The organism is Pseudomonas sp. NPDC088368, from assembly GCF_044753445.1.
In the GTDB taxonomy this organism is placed as follows: domain Bacteria; phylum Pseudomonadota; class Gammaproteobacteria; order Pseudomonadales; family Pseudomonadaceae; genus Aquipseudomonas; species Aquipseudomonas bambusae.
The window spans coordinates 15,974-30,359 of the sequence record NZ_JBIVNG010000008.1 but is presented as its reverse complement, the minus strand read 5'-3'; the positions used below and the strand labels follow the sequence as shown (position 1 = coordinate 30,359).

Genomic DNA, 14,386 nt, shown 5'->3' with positions numbered 1-14,386 from the left:
GCCAGAATCAAAAGCTTGAACTGCGCCATTCAATGCCACGCCTCACGGCATCGGCCGCGTTTCCTGTGACATGAACTCGGTAATCCGCCCCCGCAACCAGCGTTCGGCGGGGTCGTTGTCGTGGACGCCGCTCCAGACCATCGACAACTCGGCCGGCTCGATGGGGAACGGTGGGTCTTCGGCCCGCAGGGCGCAACCTTCCACCAGCGCGCAGGCCGCGTAATCCGGGACAGTCGCGATCAGCTCGGTCCCGGCCAACAAGCCGCGCAAACCACTGAACTGAGGCACCGCCACGACCACCCTTCTCGCCCGCCCGACCTTGGCCAGGTCCAGGTCGATGTTGCCGCTCAGATCCCCCGAGAACGACACCATGGTGTGCGGCCGCTCGCAATAATCGTCCAGCGTCAACGTGCCGGGACGCTTGTCGCCCCGCAGCACCTTGCAGCCGATGTCTCGCAGTTTCTTGCGCTTGGCGTTGGCCGGCAGTTCGGTGGTGTAGCTGATGCCCACCGAAATTTCCCCGGACGCCAGCAGCGACGGCATCAGCAGGTAATTGGCCCGGCGCACCACGACGATGATCCCCGGCGCCTCTTCCCGCAGGCGCGTCAGCAGCGGCGGAAACAATCCAAACTCGGCATCGTCGGAGAGCCCGATCCGAAACACGTCGCAACTGGTCGCCGGTTCGAATTCCTTGGCGCGACTCACAGCCCCGGAAATGGTGTCGAGCGCAGGTTGCAGCTCCTTGAGAATGTCCAGCGCACGGGCCGTCGGCTCCATGGCCCGGCCGTTGCGCAGCAGCAACGGGTCGTCGAACAAATCGCGCAAACGCGCCAGCGCGGCACTGATCGCAGGCTGGCCCATGAACAGCTTCTCAGCGACCCGCGTCAGGTTACGTTCGAACATCAACGCTTCGAAGATCACTAACAGGTTCATGTCGACGCGGCGCAGGTCGTTGCGATTCATGGATCGATTCCGGTGTAAGCATGAGGGAAAGGCCCGCGCTGGGCGGCGCACGGTTCGAGCCCGTCAACAATGCACAACAAGCGAGGCACTGTAAACGGCTCGGGCAGATATACACAGTCGGTTGCCGTACGGCTTGCATGAATGTGCTCTTCGTGACGTTGACGCCTTCATTTATCACGCAGCACTCCCGGACTAAAACGCGCACAGGGCATCAATCCCCGCGCGTCCGTGCCTGCCACATTGACGGCTTGCGTGTTCACTCTTCAGAAGGCCGTTTCATGGCAAGCCGATTGTCCCTGCTGTCCCTGGCGTTACTCACCACTTCCCCGACCTTGATGGCCGCCCCCGCGACCGAGGATCAAGGGTTCCTGGCGGGCACCTCGCTGAACATCCTGGCGCGCAATTTCTTCCTGCAGACCGACTATCGCACCGGGCACCCCGATCAGAGTTATCGACAGGAATGGGCCCAGGGTTTTATCGCCAACCTGCAATCCGGGTTTACCCAAGGCACGTTGGGCGTCGGCGTCGATGCCCACGGTTTCTATGGCCTGAAGCTCGACAGCGGCCGGGGTCGCGCCGGGACCGGCTTGTTGCCGCTGGACAGCGACGGCCGGGCCGAAGACGATTACGCCAGCGCCGGCGGCGCACTGAAGCTGCGGCTCTCGAACACCACGCTGAAGATCGGCGAGATGGAAGTCGAGACGCCGGTCCTCGACACCGGGGACAAACGCCTGCAACCGGAATACGCCACTGGCCTGTTTCTCGACAGCCGGGACGTCGACGGATTGAAACTGGTCGCTGGGCACTTCAACGCGTTCAAGAACGAAAACGCCTCCACCGCCCACGGCGATTTCGATGGCTATGGCGCCAGCACCCGGGGTCGCGCGCTCTCCCTGGCGGGCGTGGAAAGCACGGGCGACGGACCGTTTGGCGGGTCGGTCTATGGCTCGCAACTCACTGACACCTGGCGGCAGTATTACGGCAACCTGCACTACCTCGCCGTGCCGTCCGACAACAGCTCATTGCTGACGGATGCCAACGTCTATCGCACGCTGGATCAAGGCAGCGCACGGGCCGGGGCCATCGACAACACGGCCTGGAGCCTGTCCACGAAATACAGCCTGGGCGGTCAGGCACTCACCCTCGCCTGGCAAAAAATCGATGGCGACACGCCGTTCGACTTTGTGGGGGGCGATTCGATTTACCTCGCCAACTCGATCAAATACGCCGACTTCAACGGCGCCCACGAACAGTCCTGGCAACTGCGCTACGACCTCGACGCCAGCGTGCTCGGCGTGCCGGGCCTGAAATTCATGACCCGCTACGTGCGCGGCAGCCAGATCGACGGCACTCACGCCCCTCAAGGCGCGGTGTACCAGCCGTTCGACGAAGAGACGGGAGGTTTCCAGCCGATCCAGGGCAAGGGCGGACGGCATTGGGAGCGCGACATCGACGTCAAATACGTCGTCCAGTCAGGCCCGGCGAAAGACCTGCTGTTCAACCTGTCGCATGTGTCCCATCGCGGCAACGACGCGCAAGGTGGGGACGACATTGATCGCTGGTATGTGGTGGTTCAGTACCCGTTGAATGTGCTTTGACGCGCAGCGTTGGAAGTGACGGCTTTTGATGTTGTTGCAGTCTGTCTTGTCTCGATAGGGTGGGCGCCGGGTGGTGCTTTTGATTCTGCCCGAAGGGCGTAGGAGCGTTGCTTGCTCCGGGCTGCGATCAGACGATCTGGCGCGAAGCGGCAGTAAATCCTGATTGTGAGGTCTGCCTGACACAATCGAGGTGGCAGGTTTTGCTGCCGGTCCCCGGCAGATCGCGAGCAAGCAACGCTCCTACGCCCTGCGGGCAGAAGCGGACACTGCCAACCCAATATCAAATCAGTAGCGAGTCCGACGGACAATCCGATGACCTCACCCCGCACACGCCAACACGTGCGCCTTGGACCGGCGCCAGTTGAACGGCGTAATGCCCACTACTCGGGTGAACACGCGGGTGAAGTGCGACTGATCGGCGAACCCGCAATCGAGGCTGATCTGGGAAATGGTCAACGCCGATTCACTCAACAGCCCACGGGCGCGGTCCAGTCGCATTTGCAGGAACCAGTCGCGGGGGGACAGGCCGGTGTTTTTCTTGAACGCCCGCGAGAAATGACTGCGCGACAGCGAGCATTCGCTGGCGATACGGGCAATCGACAGGCCCTTGTCCATCTGACTGGCCATCAGTTCCTTGGCCCGCCGCTCCTGCCAGGGTGACAGCGCCACGCGCTCGGCCGGGGCCTCGACCTCCGGCCGCTGCGTTTTCGAAGCGACGCGGGATGACAACTCTCGCACCACCTGTTCCAGCAGTTGTTGCTCGCCGTCGGGCAATGCACGCAAAGACGCCAGCAACGCGTTGTACAAAGTCGAGTTGATTGCATTCATTCCGGGCTCTCCAGGTCGCAGGGGGCGGTGTCTGGAGTCTGGTACGCAGAGGCCTTAAAGTCCTTCTCCGGGTATTAAATGTTCTGAATGGTTAATAATTCGCGCCTGCCAGATAGCCCGACCCAGACGCTTTCAGGACGTTTAAGGCGCCGCACAAAGACGCAGTCGCCCGAGCGGTTTAAGGTCTGAACATGCCAAGGCCCGGTTCGTTGCGAGGGACGCACGTGACCACCCGATATGTTGCTGGAATCTCGATCCCCGACAGCGCGATGGCCCGTGCGGCGACCGAGTTGATGCGTGCGACCCAATCCGGACTGATGTTCGATGCCGCCCGACGCACCTTTGTGTTCGCCAGCCTGATCGGGCAAGGCCGTGAATTGCGGTATGAGCCTGACCTGCTGTACATCGGCGCATTGTTTCTGCGCATCGGCGTGACGACGCTGTATCGCCATTCCCAGCAGCGCTTCGAAGTGGACAGCGCCGACGCAGCGGCCCAGTTCCTGCGAGGTTATGGCCGCTCCCGCGATGACATCGCCCTCGTCTGGGACGCCGTCGCTCTGCACACCACCCCCGGCATTCCCTCGCACAAACCGTCGTTGACGGCGCTGCTGGCGGCGGCCGTCGACACCGACTTGCTCGGCACCCATTGCCAGGCGCTCTGCCCCGGTGTCCTCGCCTGCGTACTCAACGCATTCCCCCGCGAAGCCGGGTTCAAGATCAAATTCCTGCATGCGCTGGCCGAGGGACAACTGCACCGACGGCAAAGCACCTACGGCACGATCAACGCCGACGTGCTGGAGTTTCATGACCACCATTTGAATGCGGGCGGGTTCTGCGAACGGTTGCTGGCGTCGACCTGGCCGTATTGAAGCTGCAAGCTTCAAGCGGCAAGCTTCAAGCTGTGCGCGGCGGTCTCAGGTTCAGCGCTCGCCGCTCGCCGCTCGCCGCTTGCAGCTTGTAGCTCACGACTTAAACCGCCGGGAGGGTGAAGACGAACGTGGCGCCGCCGTAGCGCGCAGGCATGACGTACAGCTGGCCGCCGTGGGCGTTGACGATGGAGCGGCAGATCGCCAATCCCATGCCCATGCCTTTGTCCTTGGTGGTGTAGAACGCGTTGAACACCTTGTCCATGTCCTCAGGGGCGATGCCCGGGCCGGTGTCTTCCACGCTCACCACCAGATAATCATCGTGCACCGCTTCGCTGGTGATCGACAGGCGTCTGAGCACCTGGTCGCCCGCGCTCAGGGCGTCCAGCGCGTTGAGGATCAAGTTCAGCACCACCTGCTGCAGTTGCACTTCACAGCCGTAGACCTGCAACGGTGAGCGGGTCAGGTGGCTGGTCATCAGGACTTTGTGTTGCTCCACCTCGACCACGGTCAGCGCCACGACGTGACGGATCACGTCGTTGATCAACAGCCGCCGTCGCTGCTGCGCACCTTGTCGCGCGAGAGACTGCAAGGCATTGACGATTTCTCCGGCACGCCGACCGTCCTGCACGATGTCCCGCAGCCCGGACAGCGCTTCATCGACCTTCGGGCTCTCCCGGTTCAGCCAGCGCAGGCTTGCTGCAGCATTGGACACCATCGACGCCAGCGGTTGGTTGATTTCGTGGGCAATCGACGCCGCCAGCTCACCCATTACCGTGACCTGCGACACCCTCGCCAGTTTGGCCCTGGCATTGCGCAGCGCGGTTTCAATGTCGTGTCGGCGAGCGTTTTCCGCCATCAGTTCCTGATGCAGTCGAGCGGTCTCCAGCGAGATGGCCGCCTGCCCGGCCAAGAGCTCCAACACCCCGGCTCTGTTGGCCGTGAACACCCCCGGCGCCAGATTGTTTTCCAGGTACAGCACACCGATCACCTGGCGCTGCTTGAGCAGCGGCAGGCACAACGCGGACCGCACACGATGCTCGTGGAGGTATTCATCGTCGCGGAAGTAGCCGTCGGCGGAGACATCCTCGATCACCAGACGCTGTTGGGTACGCATCACCCGGTAGAGGATCGACAGGAGCAAGTGCGCCTTGCTGGGGGTCAGGTTCACCAATTCGATCCGCAGGCCGCCATCGTCGTCACGGCCAATCGCCTGGATCAGCGGCGCCTCGTTCTTCACCAGCATCAGCAGCGCCCGCTGTGCACCGGCATGCAGGATGGTGGTGCGCATGAGGATTTCGATCAGGCGATCCTGCTCGGTCTCTTCGCTCAATGCCTGCGCCGCTTTCATGACCGACGCGAGGTCGAGCGTGTCCTGCCCTCCGGCAATGGTGACACTGACGCGAGACGCCAGAATCGCCTCCCGCTGCCGCGCCTGCGTGATCAGCGCGTGCCGGTACGCTTCACTGCGCGCCGGCGCCAGGTCGTGGCCCAATGCGGGAATGTCCTGAAGCCGTTGCCACTGGCAGTTGCACGAACGCAGGTCCGCCAGCAGATCAGCCGCGCTTTGGTAACGGTCGTCCGGGTTCTTGGCCAGCAACTTGAGCACCAGCTCCGACAGCGCGGGAGGAATGTCACCGCGATACAGGCTGAGCGCCGGTGGCTGTCGCGCCACATGGCAGTACACCCATTCGACGGCGTCGCGGGCCTCGAACGGCAAGTGGCCGGCCAACCACTCGTAAAACGTCATGCCCAGGGAGTAAAGGTCGCTGCGCTGATCGGCGTGACGCTCGACCCTGCGCGATTGCTCCGGCGACATGTACGCCAGCGTGCCGCAAATTGAATCCGACACCGGCAGCGCCCCCGAAGGGTCGGCCTCGACGCTCAGTCCAAATCCGCTCAGCCGCACACTGCCATCCGTCCCTTCCACCAGATTGCACGGCTTGATGTCACGGTGCAGCAGCCCTTCTGCGTGTAGATGCACCAAAGCCGACGAGGCGCCGATGGCCAGGTGCAGAAAACGTTTGATCGACAAGGGTTGATCGGCCAGTTCGTGCAGCGGCTGCCCGCCCGGATCGCTCGACACCAGCAGCAGGCCATGACCGCTGGGCAATGCGTCGGACAACAGCGCCAGCGGTTGCAGCGCCCACGGGGGCGACAACCGGGCCGCGAGGGAAAACTCATGTTCCAGCCGCCGCGTGGCATTGTCACTTGCGCCGGCGGCCGCACTGAACACGCGCCACTGCTGACCTCCGCCGTCGGGGAGCCTCACCCGGAAATGGCTCAGTTCGCCGTCGGCGAGCAGCCATTCCCAGACGAGCGGCCCCAACCACTCCGGCCCGAAGAGCGCGTCGCGGGGAGCCCTTCCTGATGGCGCATCAAAAACGCTGCTCATGAAAGCCCTTGGTGAGATTCAACGTCAGGGGCCGGATCGTGCCCCGCGGACCGTGCCTGGGTTCGACAGGCGTAAACAACCGCATGGAACTCATCGGCCCTGCGAATCATAAGCACAACTTTGTCGGGCGGAAAGTTGATGCGATTGGCAGGTCACACGACATATAAACTTCAAACTACTGAAGATGTATAAATGTGCGGTTATTCATTGCGTCATGACACCGAGCCGCTCGTGCATCTTCAAAAGTTCGATGACATTGCGTGCGTTCATTTTCGCCATGACATGTTTTTTGTGAACTTTGGCGGTCACTTCGCTGGTGCCCAATTCGACAGCGATCTGTTTATTCATTTTGCCGGTGATCAATAAACCCATGACTTGTCGTTCACGGGGCGTCAGGTGATTGAACCGGTCGCGCACGTTAAACGTCAGGCGGCGTTCCGACAGGTTGCGTGCGTCGGCGGCCAGCGCTTCGCGCACCAGGTCCAGGAGGTGCTCCGGTTCGAATGGCTTGGTCAGGAACTCATGGGCCCCGGCTTTGATGGCCTTGACCGACATGGCGATGGTGCCGTAGCCGGTCATGAAGATGATCGGAAAATGCAGGCCGCGCACCAGCAATTCATCCTGCAAATCGAAACCCGTGCCGTGGGCGAGATTGACGTCGAGCAACAGGCAGGTCGGGGCTTCATCGAGCGGGTGCGCCAAAAAGGCGGCGGCGCTGTCGAAGGCGCTGCACGCGATGTCCTCCGAATTCAACAAGCGCTGCAGCGCGGTACGGATGGCGGCGTCGTCGTCGACCACATAGACCCGGGGTGTCGCGTTCATAAACTCTTCCGTCTTCAGCGGCTCAACGCCAGTGCTCTGTGTGCCTGAGGATGATACCCGTCGGGACCCAACGGAACAGCCCTGAGCGGTTGAATATCGCCCTGTGCAGCGACGGGAACACGATAGCGCGGGTCGAGCCTGAGGGTTTCGCCGGCGATTTCCTGGGTCTGAACCACCCGCAGGCAGGCCCGCGTTGCCGCCAGCATGCAATAAAAACGGAACGGTCCTTGGGCCGACACCACCAACAACGACTTGGTCGCCAGCCTCACCATGCAATCCATGATGCACGCCCGGGCGAGCGTCGCGCACTGCAACGCATGGCACGCCTGCTCCAGCGTGAATGGACCATCCAGGTCGGCGAGCAGCCTGAGCACCGCCCGTTCGTCCCGGCTCAGCAGACGATAGCTCCAGGCCAGCGACGCATGCAGCGTTTGTTGCCGTGGCGGCGCGGTGCGCAGGCTCGCGGTCAGCAGATGAACGCTGTCGTCCAGACTGGCGACCAGTTGATAAAGACCCAGTGCCGTGGCCCGGGCCGCCGCCATTTCCAGCGCCAATGGCATACCGTCCAGACGCCGGCAGACCTCACCCACCAGCTCGACGCTGTAATCGTCCAGTTCGGTGTCGCCGCTGCCGCCCATGTGGCAGTCCAGCGCCCGCCAATGCCGCAGAAACAGCTGAGCGGAGGTGCTTTGCAACACGTTTTCGCGGCTGGCGTCCGGTGCGGGCGCCGTCAGCGGCGGCACTTGCACGCTGCGTTCGCCGGCAATCCGCAGGGGCTCACGACTCGTGGCCAGCAGCCGTGCACACGGCGCGCCCCGTAACACGGCCTCGACCAGCCCGGCGACCTCGTCGATGAGGTGCTCACAGTTGTCGAGGATAATCAGGCCCGGATGGCGAACGATGTGTTGGCAGAGGCTCGCCGCCAGCGGCTCACCCTCGACGGGTTCGACGCCCAACGCGACCGCCAGCACTTCGCACAGCCGATCGCCCCGTTGCAACTCGGCCAGCGGCACGAAACACACCGGCATTGCCTCGCGGTCGAAACGCTGCTGGCCGAGCACCACCGCCAGACTGGTCTTGCCCACGCCCCCCGGCCCAATCAGGGTGACCAACGCGTGGCCGTCGCTCAAGACGGCCTCCACCTCGTCCAGCAACGCCTCACGCCCGACTAGATCGACGCTCGCGGGCAGTCGATGCCTGGCGCTTGATGGTCCCCATCCCAAGGTTGTTTCCCGCGCCTTGGGCAGCGGGTCCTGCAAGGTGGCGTCAGGCCAGACACCCTCGCCGCCCAATAACAGGTAGCCACGACCGGGGATCGTGCGAATCAGGTCGCGGTCAGCGCCCAGCGCCTTGCGCAGCGCCGAAATGTGCACCTGCAAGTTATTTTCCTCGACGATGGTGTCGGGCCACACGTGCTGAAGTATCTGTTCCTTGCTGACCAGTTGCCCCTGATGGCGAATCAGCATTTCCAGAATATCGAACGCGCGGGTGCCAATGCGCAGGGCAACGCCGTCTTTGAAAACGTCCCTGAGGTCCAGGGACACAGTAGCCTGACCGAGACTTATCATCTTATTCACGCAGTCCTTAGAGTGGATTCGCACGCCCTGAATGCGTCGAACGTGAACGTGGCCATTGGGCTCCCGCACTCGAACAACGTCGCCGATCCATTTTTAGTCAGTGAACATTCAATCAGTAAAAAACATTAACCGATATTATCCATAGGGGTAGGAACTTGTAATCCATCCGTCTAACGCGTGCTGAATTTCGGTGAGCTTAATGATCGTTAGATAACGATTAGTTGGTCACTGTCGCTCGCCAGTGACCGGCACTGACAGCACCTGTCGCTGGCGACTGCGCCAGGCACTGGGTGTTTCCCCGGTCAATCGGGTGAACACCCGCGACAAGTGCGGCTGATCGGCGAAGCCACAGTGCTGCGCAATCTGGACCAACGGCATGGGCGGCATGGCGCGCAGCAATTCCCGCGCCCGCTCCACCCGAATCTGCAACAGCCAGGCGTGGGGCGCGACGCCAGTGGCCTGTTTGAATGCCCGGGAGAAATGGCTGCGCGTCAGCGAACATTCCTGGGCAATGCGCTCGACCGACAGATCGCCGTCAAGGTGGCTGGCGATCAGCTCCTTGGCGATCGCCAATTGGGTAGGCGTAAGGGAGGCGTGAAGCTTGCCGGACGCCGGGGCGACACGCCCATAGCGGGCGATGGCGTGGCTGCCCATCGCCATCAGCACGTGATCGAGAAACAAGCGGTTGGCCATGTCGGGACGTTGCAGCGCCGGGAGCATGGCGTGGGCCAGGTGATACAGCACAGGGTCCTCGGCGCCGCCCTGCTCGTAACGGAACACGCCGATCTTTTGGGCGCCCTGCTCGGCCTGCAACGCATCCAGCGCCTGCCGGGGCAGCGTCACGCGCAGATTGTCGTAAGACGAGCGATGCTGACAACGCAGTTCATCGCCCATGAACGGCAACGCGACCGAGCCCCGGAGATGGCCGCCTGCGTAGCTCAACCGGCGTCCACGCCAGAGGCGATGAGCGGCAAAATCCTGCAACTGAACGATGATCGAGAAGGCATCGACACACGGGATGTCGATGATCTTTTCAGGGTCGGGGGTCGCCTGCTGAATGCGCACCGCGGTGAAGGCATCACCGCTCAGTTGCATGATCCGGGGAGTGTTCAAGGGCCAGTCCTGTGTCAGTAAAGGGGTGCCAGTGCAGTCGCCCACTCCCTGTGCCCAGGCGAGTGCGATCATCTTAGTCGATCAGCGGCACATGGGCAGCGCGCTGATACGGGCCGTATTCCACAGGCACCCACTGGAAGCGTTTGCCAAGGGCTTCGATGTGCCCGGTGCCGGGGAACGGCAGGTGCGCGGCGGCGACCCAGCGCTTCTTGCTGGCGGCTTCGCTGAACACCGCGTCGCGGCTGGCGATCGCGTTCTGGCTGTTCTCGTCAAAACTGATGCTGACTTCCGGGTGTTCGAACTGCACGGCGAGGTTATGCACCAAGTCACCGATGAAGACAATGGATTGGCCGCGAGAGGTGAACTGGTACGTGGTGCTGCCGGGGGTGTGCCCCGCTTCGAGGGTGGTGTGCACTTCCGCAATGGGCGACTCGCCGGGGGTGAACGTCTTGAACCGACCGGCAGCAACGTAGGGAGCGGTCGATTCCTGCGCGATTTTGAAGAATGCCCTGGCCTGTTCCGGCACGCGGGACAGCGCCGTCGGGTCCAGCCAGTAATCGGCCTCGGGCTTGGCGGCGTACACCGTGGCATTGGCGAAGATCGGCTGTTTGTTGCCGTCGACCAGGCCACAGACGTGATCCAGGTGCAGGTGGGTCAGAAAAATCGTGTCGACCTGCTCCGGTTCATAGCCCGCCGCCTTGAGGTTGCGCGTCAGCATGCCCGCCGTTTCACCGATGCACTGGCCCGCCCCGGTGTCCACTAGAATCAGGTTCTTGCCCGTGTTGATCAGAAAGGCATTGAAGGCGGTTTGCACCCCCGGTGTTTCGATGGCACGCCGAGCCAGTAGCGCGCGAATCCGCTCAGGGGGCAGGCCTTTGAGCAGTTTTGGCGACAGGTCGTTGTAACCGTCGAACAGCGCCGTGACTTCGTAATCCCCCACCGCCAGCCGGAAATAGCCTGGCACTTGGGTTTTCTGCTGGGCGGGCGGTTGGGCGCTGGCCAGGGTCGAGCACAGCGCAAGGCCCAGGCCAGCGGCACGGGCGAGCGAAAACAGGGATGAGTGCATGGGACGCCTCAAAGCAGGGTTAGAAGAAGCGCCGATGGTGCAATCCCTGCCGATCCAGTGATTGAAGCGCTGTGCTTGTTTCGAAGCGGTGCTGCGGTGGCCGATGACAGCAGGCGCCGGGAGCGATCGGTTATAGACATCCCGCCATCACTGTCCCTAACATCCCCGCGTGTCGTGGCGACGTGCCCTCTCCCGTGGAATTCCCTTCATGCCCTCAGCCGTTCCTCATTATTCGCTGGCCTGGAGCCTGCTTCTACTTATGGCAGATGTCGCGGCCTGGCACCTGCTGGCCGACCGCAACCGGCTGACCCGGATCGGCATCCGCCTCGTGGGTTTCGTGGCCTACAGCCTGGTGATCGCCAGCGCAGGCGTGAGCCCGCTGGAAGCGCCCGCCTGGCCCGACAACAGCGCCATGCAATTCGCCGCCACGGCGCTGGCCATCGTCTGGTGGATGTACGCGGCGCGCACCCTCACCGTTCTGCTGGGCTTGCTGTTGACCGGCCGCGTTGGCCACAGCGGGCGACTGTTGCAGGAGGTCATTGGCGCGGTGGTCTTCCTGATCGCCATCGTCGCGGCGGCCGGCTACGTGTTGCAGCTGCCGGTGAAGGGGCTGCTGGCGACCTCCGGGGCGATGGCGATCATCGTCGGCCTCGCGTTGCAGAGCACACTGAGCGACGTGTTTTCCGGAATCATCCTCAACACCACCAAGCCCTATCAGGTGGACGATGCGATCTCCATCGACGGGATGGAAGGCAAGGTCATGGACATCGACTGGCGCGCCACGCACCTGATGACCGGGGTCGGCACCATGGTGGTGATCCCCAATTCAGTGGCGGCCAAGGCAAAAATTGTCAATTTGAGCCGACCGGTCAATATTCATGGCGTGTCGATCACGGTGATGATGTCTCCGCACATCCGGCCCCGCCGCGTGCTGGATGCCCTGGAGCGTGCGTTGCAAGGGTGCAGCGCGTTGTTACAGACGCCACAACCCCGGGCAGTGGTCAAAGACACCAGCCCGACCACCATCGAATATTCGATGACAGGCTTCATCAGCGACCTCAATAACAAGAGCGACGTGCGCAATCTGCTGTTCGATCTGGCGTATCGGCACCTGGAAGCGGCCGGCATCGCATGGCAATCGGAGATCACCGCCGAGGCCATGTCGCGACCCAGGGCGTTGCTCGACGAAGTGAAGGTGTTCAGGGCCAGCACCGCCGAAGAGAAAGATGAGCTGGCGCAAACGATGGTCGCTCGGGAGTTCGCCACCGGCCAGACCATCATGGACATGGGAGACGAACCGGACGGGCTGTGGGTGATTGCGACCGGCGTTGTCTCGGTGAGGATTCCCGACGGCAGGGAGATGATCGAGGCCGGGCGCATGGGGCCGGGGGAAGTGATGGGCGTGCAGAACGTGCTCGACGACTCGCCGTCCGAGGCGCGCTTCATCGCCCTCACGTCCTGTGTGATGTACCGCATCGAAAAAGCCGCCACGCGCAAGGCGATGGAGCAGCGGGCGGAAATCACGACGGCACTCAACAAGTTGCAGGCGGTGCGCCAACAGAACACCCAGCATGTTTTGCTGCGCAAGCCGGTGGCGATCAAGAAGAATCACTTTTTGGGCTGGTTGCAGAAGCGCTGAACGGCTCGGGCGTGCGGGCAAGCCAGGGGAAATGCCACTGCCGGTAAACCCGCATCGCGACTGAAGATGGAATGAAAGAGACTGGCGACGCACCAGGATTAAATCGTTAGCCTGCTTTCATTTCCGTTGGCCTCGGGCGATGATGGCGCACTCCCACCGCGCCTGCGAAGAGCCCTCATGTCTGCCGCCCTGCCGCCCGAAACATCGCCTCAGAATACCGATTCACTGGCGATCACCCTGCAAATCGTCTCCATCGTCCTCTACACCTTCATCGCGTTTCTGTGCATCGGGCTGCCCATCGCGGTAATGCCTGGCTATGTCCATAACCAGCTGGGTTTCAGTGCGGTGGTGGCCGGTCTGGTGATTGGTTCGCAGTACCTTGCCACGCTGTTCAGCCGCCCTGTGGCGGGCCGGATCTGCGACACCATCGGCACCAAGCGGGCCATTGTGTATGGGCTGGCGGGGATCGCGATCAGCGGCGTGCTGACCGTTTTGGCGGTCCTGCTTGAGCCGTTAGCGGGCATCAGCCTGTCCATTCTGGTGATTGCTCGGGTGATCCTCGGCGGGTCGCAAGGTCTGGTGGGCGTGGGCACCATCAGTTGGTGCATCGGCCAGGTCGGTGCGGAACACACGGCACGTTCGATTTCCTGGAACGGCATCGCGTCCTACGGCGCCATCGCCATCGGCGCGCCACTGGGCGTGGTGATGGTCAACACGCTGGGGTTCGTCAGCCTCGGCCTGGTGTTGACCGTGCTGGCCGCAGGCGCGCTGCTGCTGATTCGCAACAAACCGCCGGTGCCTGTGGTGCGCGGCGAGCGCATGGCGTTCTGGTCGGTGTTCGGTCGCGTCGCACCTTATGGGCTGGGCCTGACCCTGTCCTCCATCGGCTACGGCACCCTCACCACCTTCATCACCCTGTATTACGTCAGCCGGGGCTGGGAAGGCGCGGCATGGTGCCTGACGGTGTTCGGTGTCTGCTTCATCGTGGCGCGGCTGTTTTTCATCAACGCCATCACACGCTTCGGGGGCTACCGTTCGGCCATCGTGTGCATGTCGGTCGAGACCGTCGGGCTGGTGCTGTTGTGGCTGTCGCCCAACACCACCGTGGCGTTGATCGGCGCGGGGTTCGCGGGGTTTGGCCTGTCGCTGGTCTACCCGGCCATCGGCGTCGAGGCCATCAAACAGGTGCCCAACAGCAGCCGAGGCGCGGGGCTGGGGGCCTATGCGGTGTTCTTCGATCTGGCACTGGCCATCGCCGGGCCGTTGATGGGCGCGATTGCCCTCGGTATGGGCTACGACTGGATCTTTTTCTTCGCAGCACTGCTCTCGATTCTGGCATTGGGCCTGACCGTGCTGCTGTCGCGACGCCCCGCCGTAGACACGCGGCTCTAGCACGACACCGGCCAAACGGCATCGCAAAACGCTGAACTGCCCGGATTTGAGCCGGTCGGAACTAGCACATCCCTCGCAAAAGGAGCGTGCGTGTGACTTCCGATCCTGCTGGTGTCCACCTTCCCCC

The 14,386-nt window shown here is 62.7% G+C and carries 11 protein-coding genes; 4 read left to right on the top strand and 7 right to left on the bottom strand.

The window, feature by feature from the left end; genetic code table 11:
• Positions 1-42: 42 nt before the first annotated feature.
• A complete protein-coding gene (locus ACIQAL_RS18245) occupies positions 43-963 on the bottom strand; it encodes a LysR substrate-binding domain-containing protein (protein WP_401147934.1) in 921 nt (306 codons plus the stop codon).
• Positions 964-1,241: 278 nt separating this feature from the next.
• On the opposite strand from ACIQAL_RS18245, the gene ACIQAL_RS18240 reads away from it, so the two are divergent.
• Positions 1,242-2,561, top strand: coding sequence for an OprD family porin (locus ACIQAL_RS18240; protein ID WP_401147931.1), 1,320 nt, complete (start codon positions 1,242-1,244; stop codon positions 2,559-2,561).
• A gap of 318 nt (positions 2,562-2,879) precedes the next feature.
• Here the strand turns inward: ACIQAL_RS18240 and ACIQAL_RS18235 are convergent, their stop codons facing one another.
• Positions 2,880-3,389 carry a helix-turn-helix domain-containing protein gene (locus ACIQAL_RS18235; protein ID WP_401147928.1) on the bottom strand — a complete coding sequence of 170 codons (510 nt, stop codon included), beginning with the start codon at positions 3,387-3,389 and terminating at the stop codon, positions 2,880-2,882.
• A gap of 224 nt (positions 3,390-3,613) precedes the next feature.
• Here ACIQAL_RS18235 and ACIQAL_RS18230 point away from each other — a divergent pair, with 224 nt between their 5' ends.
• The gene (locus ACIQAL_RS18230; RefSeq protein ID WP_401147925.1) at positions 3,614-4,258 is read left to right on the top strand and encodes a phosphohydrolase; all 645 of its coding nucleotides are present in this window, start codon (positions 3,614-3,616) and stop codon (positions 4,256-4,258) included.
• 100 nt (positions 4,259-4,358) lie between these two features.
• Here ACIQAL_RS18230 and ACIQAL_RS18225 read toward each other — a convergent pair whose 3' ends face one another.
• The 5 genes from ACIQAL_RS18225 to ACIQAL_RS18205 all read right to left on the bottom strand — a co-directional run bounded on the left by ACIQAL_RS18225 (position 4,359) and on the right by ACIQAL_RS18205 (position 11,228).
• Entirely contained in the window at positions 4,359-6,650 is a 2,292-nt protein-coding gene (locus ACIQAL_RS18225) for an ATP-binding protein (protein ID WP_401147922.1), read from the bottom strand.
• A gap of 204 nt (positions 6,651-6,854) precedes the next feature.
• The gene (locus ACIQAL_RS18220; protein ID WP_401147920.1) at positions 6,855-7,472 is read right to left on the bottom strand and encodes a response regulator transcription factor; all 618 of its coding nucleotides are present in this window, start codon (positions 7,470-7,472) and stop codon (positions 6,855-6,857) included.
• 14 nt (positions 7,473-7,486) lie between these two features.
• On the bottom strand, positions 7,487-9,040 hold the full coding sequence (locus ACIQAL_RS18215) for a winged helix-turn-helix domain-containing protein (RefSeq protein WP_401148578.1): 1,554 nt from the start codon (positions 9,038-9,040) through the stop codon (positions 7,487-7,489).
• 234 nt (positions 9,041-9,274) lie between these two features.
• Positions 9,275-10,162: a helix-turn-helix domain-containing protein gene (locus tag ACIQAL_RS18210; protein ID WP_401147917.1), complete on the bottom strand. Its 888-nt coding sequence runs from the start codon at positions 10,160-10,162 to the stop codon at positions 9,275-9,277.
• Positions 10,163-10,235: 73 nt separating this feature from the next.
• The gene (locus ACIQAL_RS18205) at positions 10,236-11,228 is read right to left on the bottom strand and encodes an MBL fold metallo-hydrolase (protein ID WP_341957624.1); all 993 of its coding nucleotides are present in this window, start codon (positions 11,226-11,228) and stop codon (positions 10,236-10,238) included.
• A 208-nt stretch (positions 11,229-11,436) separates the two neighbouring features.
• Here ACIQAL_RS18205 and ACIQAL_RS18200 point away from each other — a divergent pair, with 208 nt between their 5' ends.
• The gene (locus tag ACIQAL_RS18200) at positions 11,437-12,867 is read left to right on the top strand and encodes a mechanosensitive ion channel domain-containing protein (RefSeq protein ID WP_401147914.1); all 1,431 of its coding nucleotides are present in this window, start codon (positions 11,437-11,439) and stop codon (positions 12,865-12,867) included.
• A gap of 177 nt (positions 12,868-13,044) precedes the next feature.
• A complete protein-coding gene (locus ACIQAL_RS18195; protein ID WP_401147912.1) occupies positions 13,045-14,259 on the top strand; it encodes an MFS transporter in 1,215 nt (404 codons plus the stop codon).
• Positions 14,260-14,386: the final 127 nt, after the last annotated feature.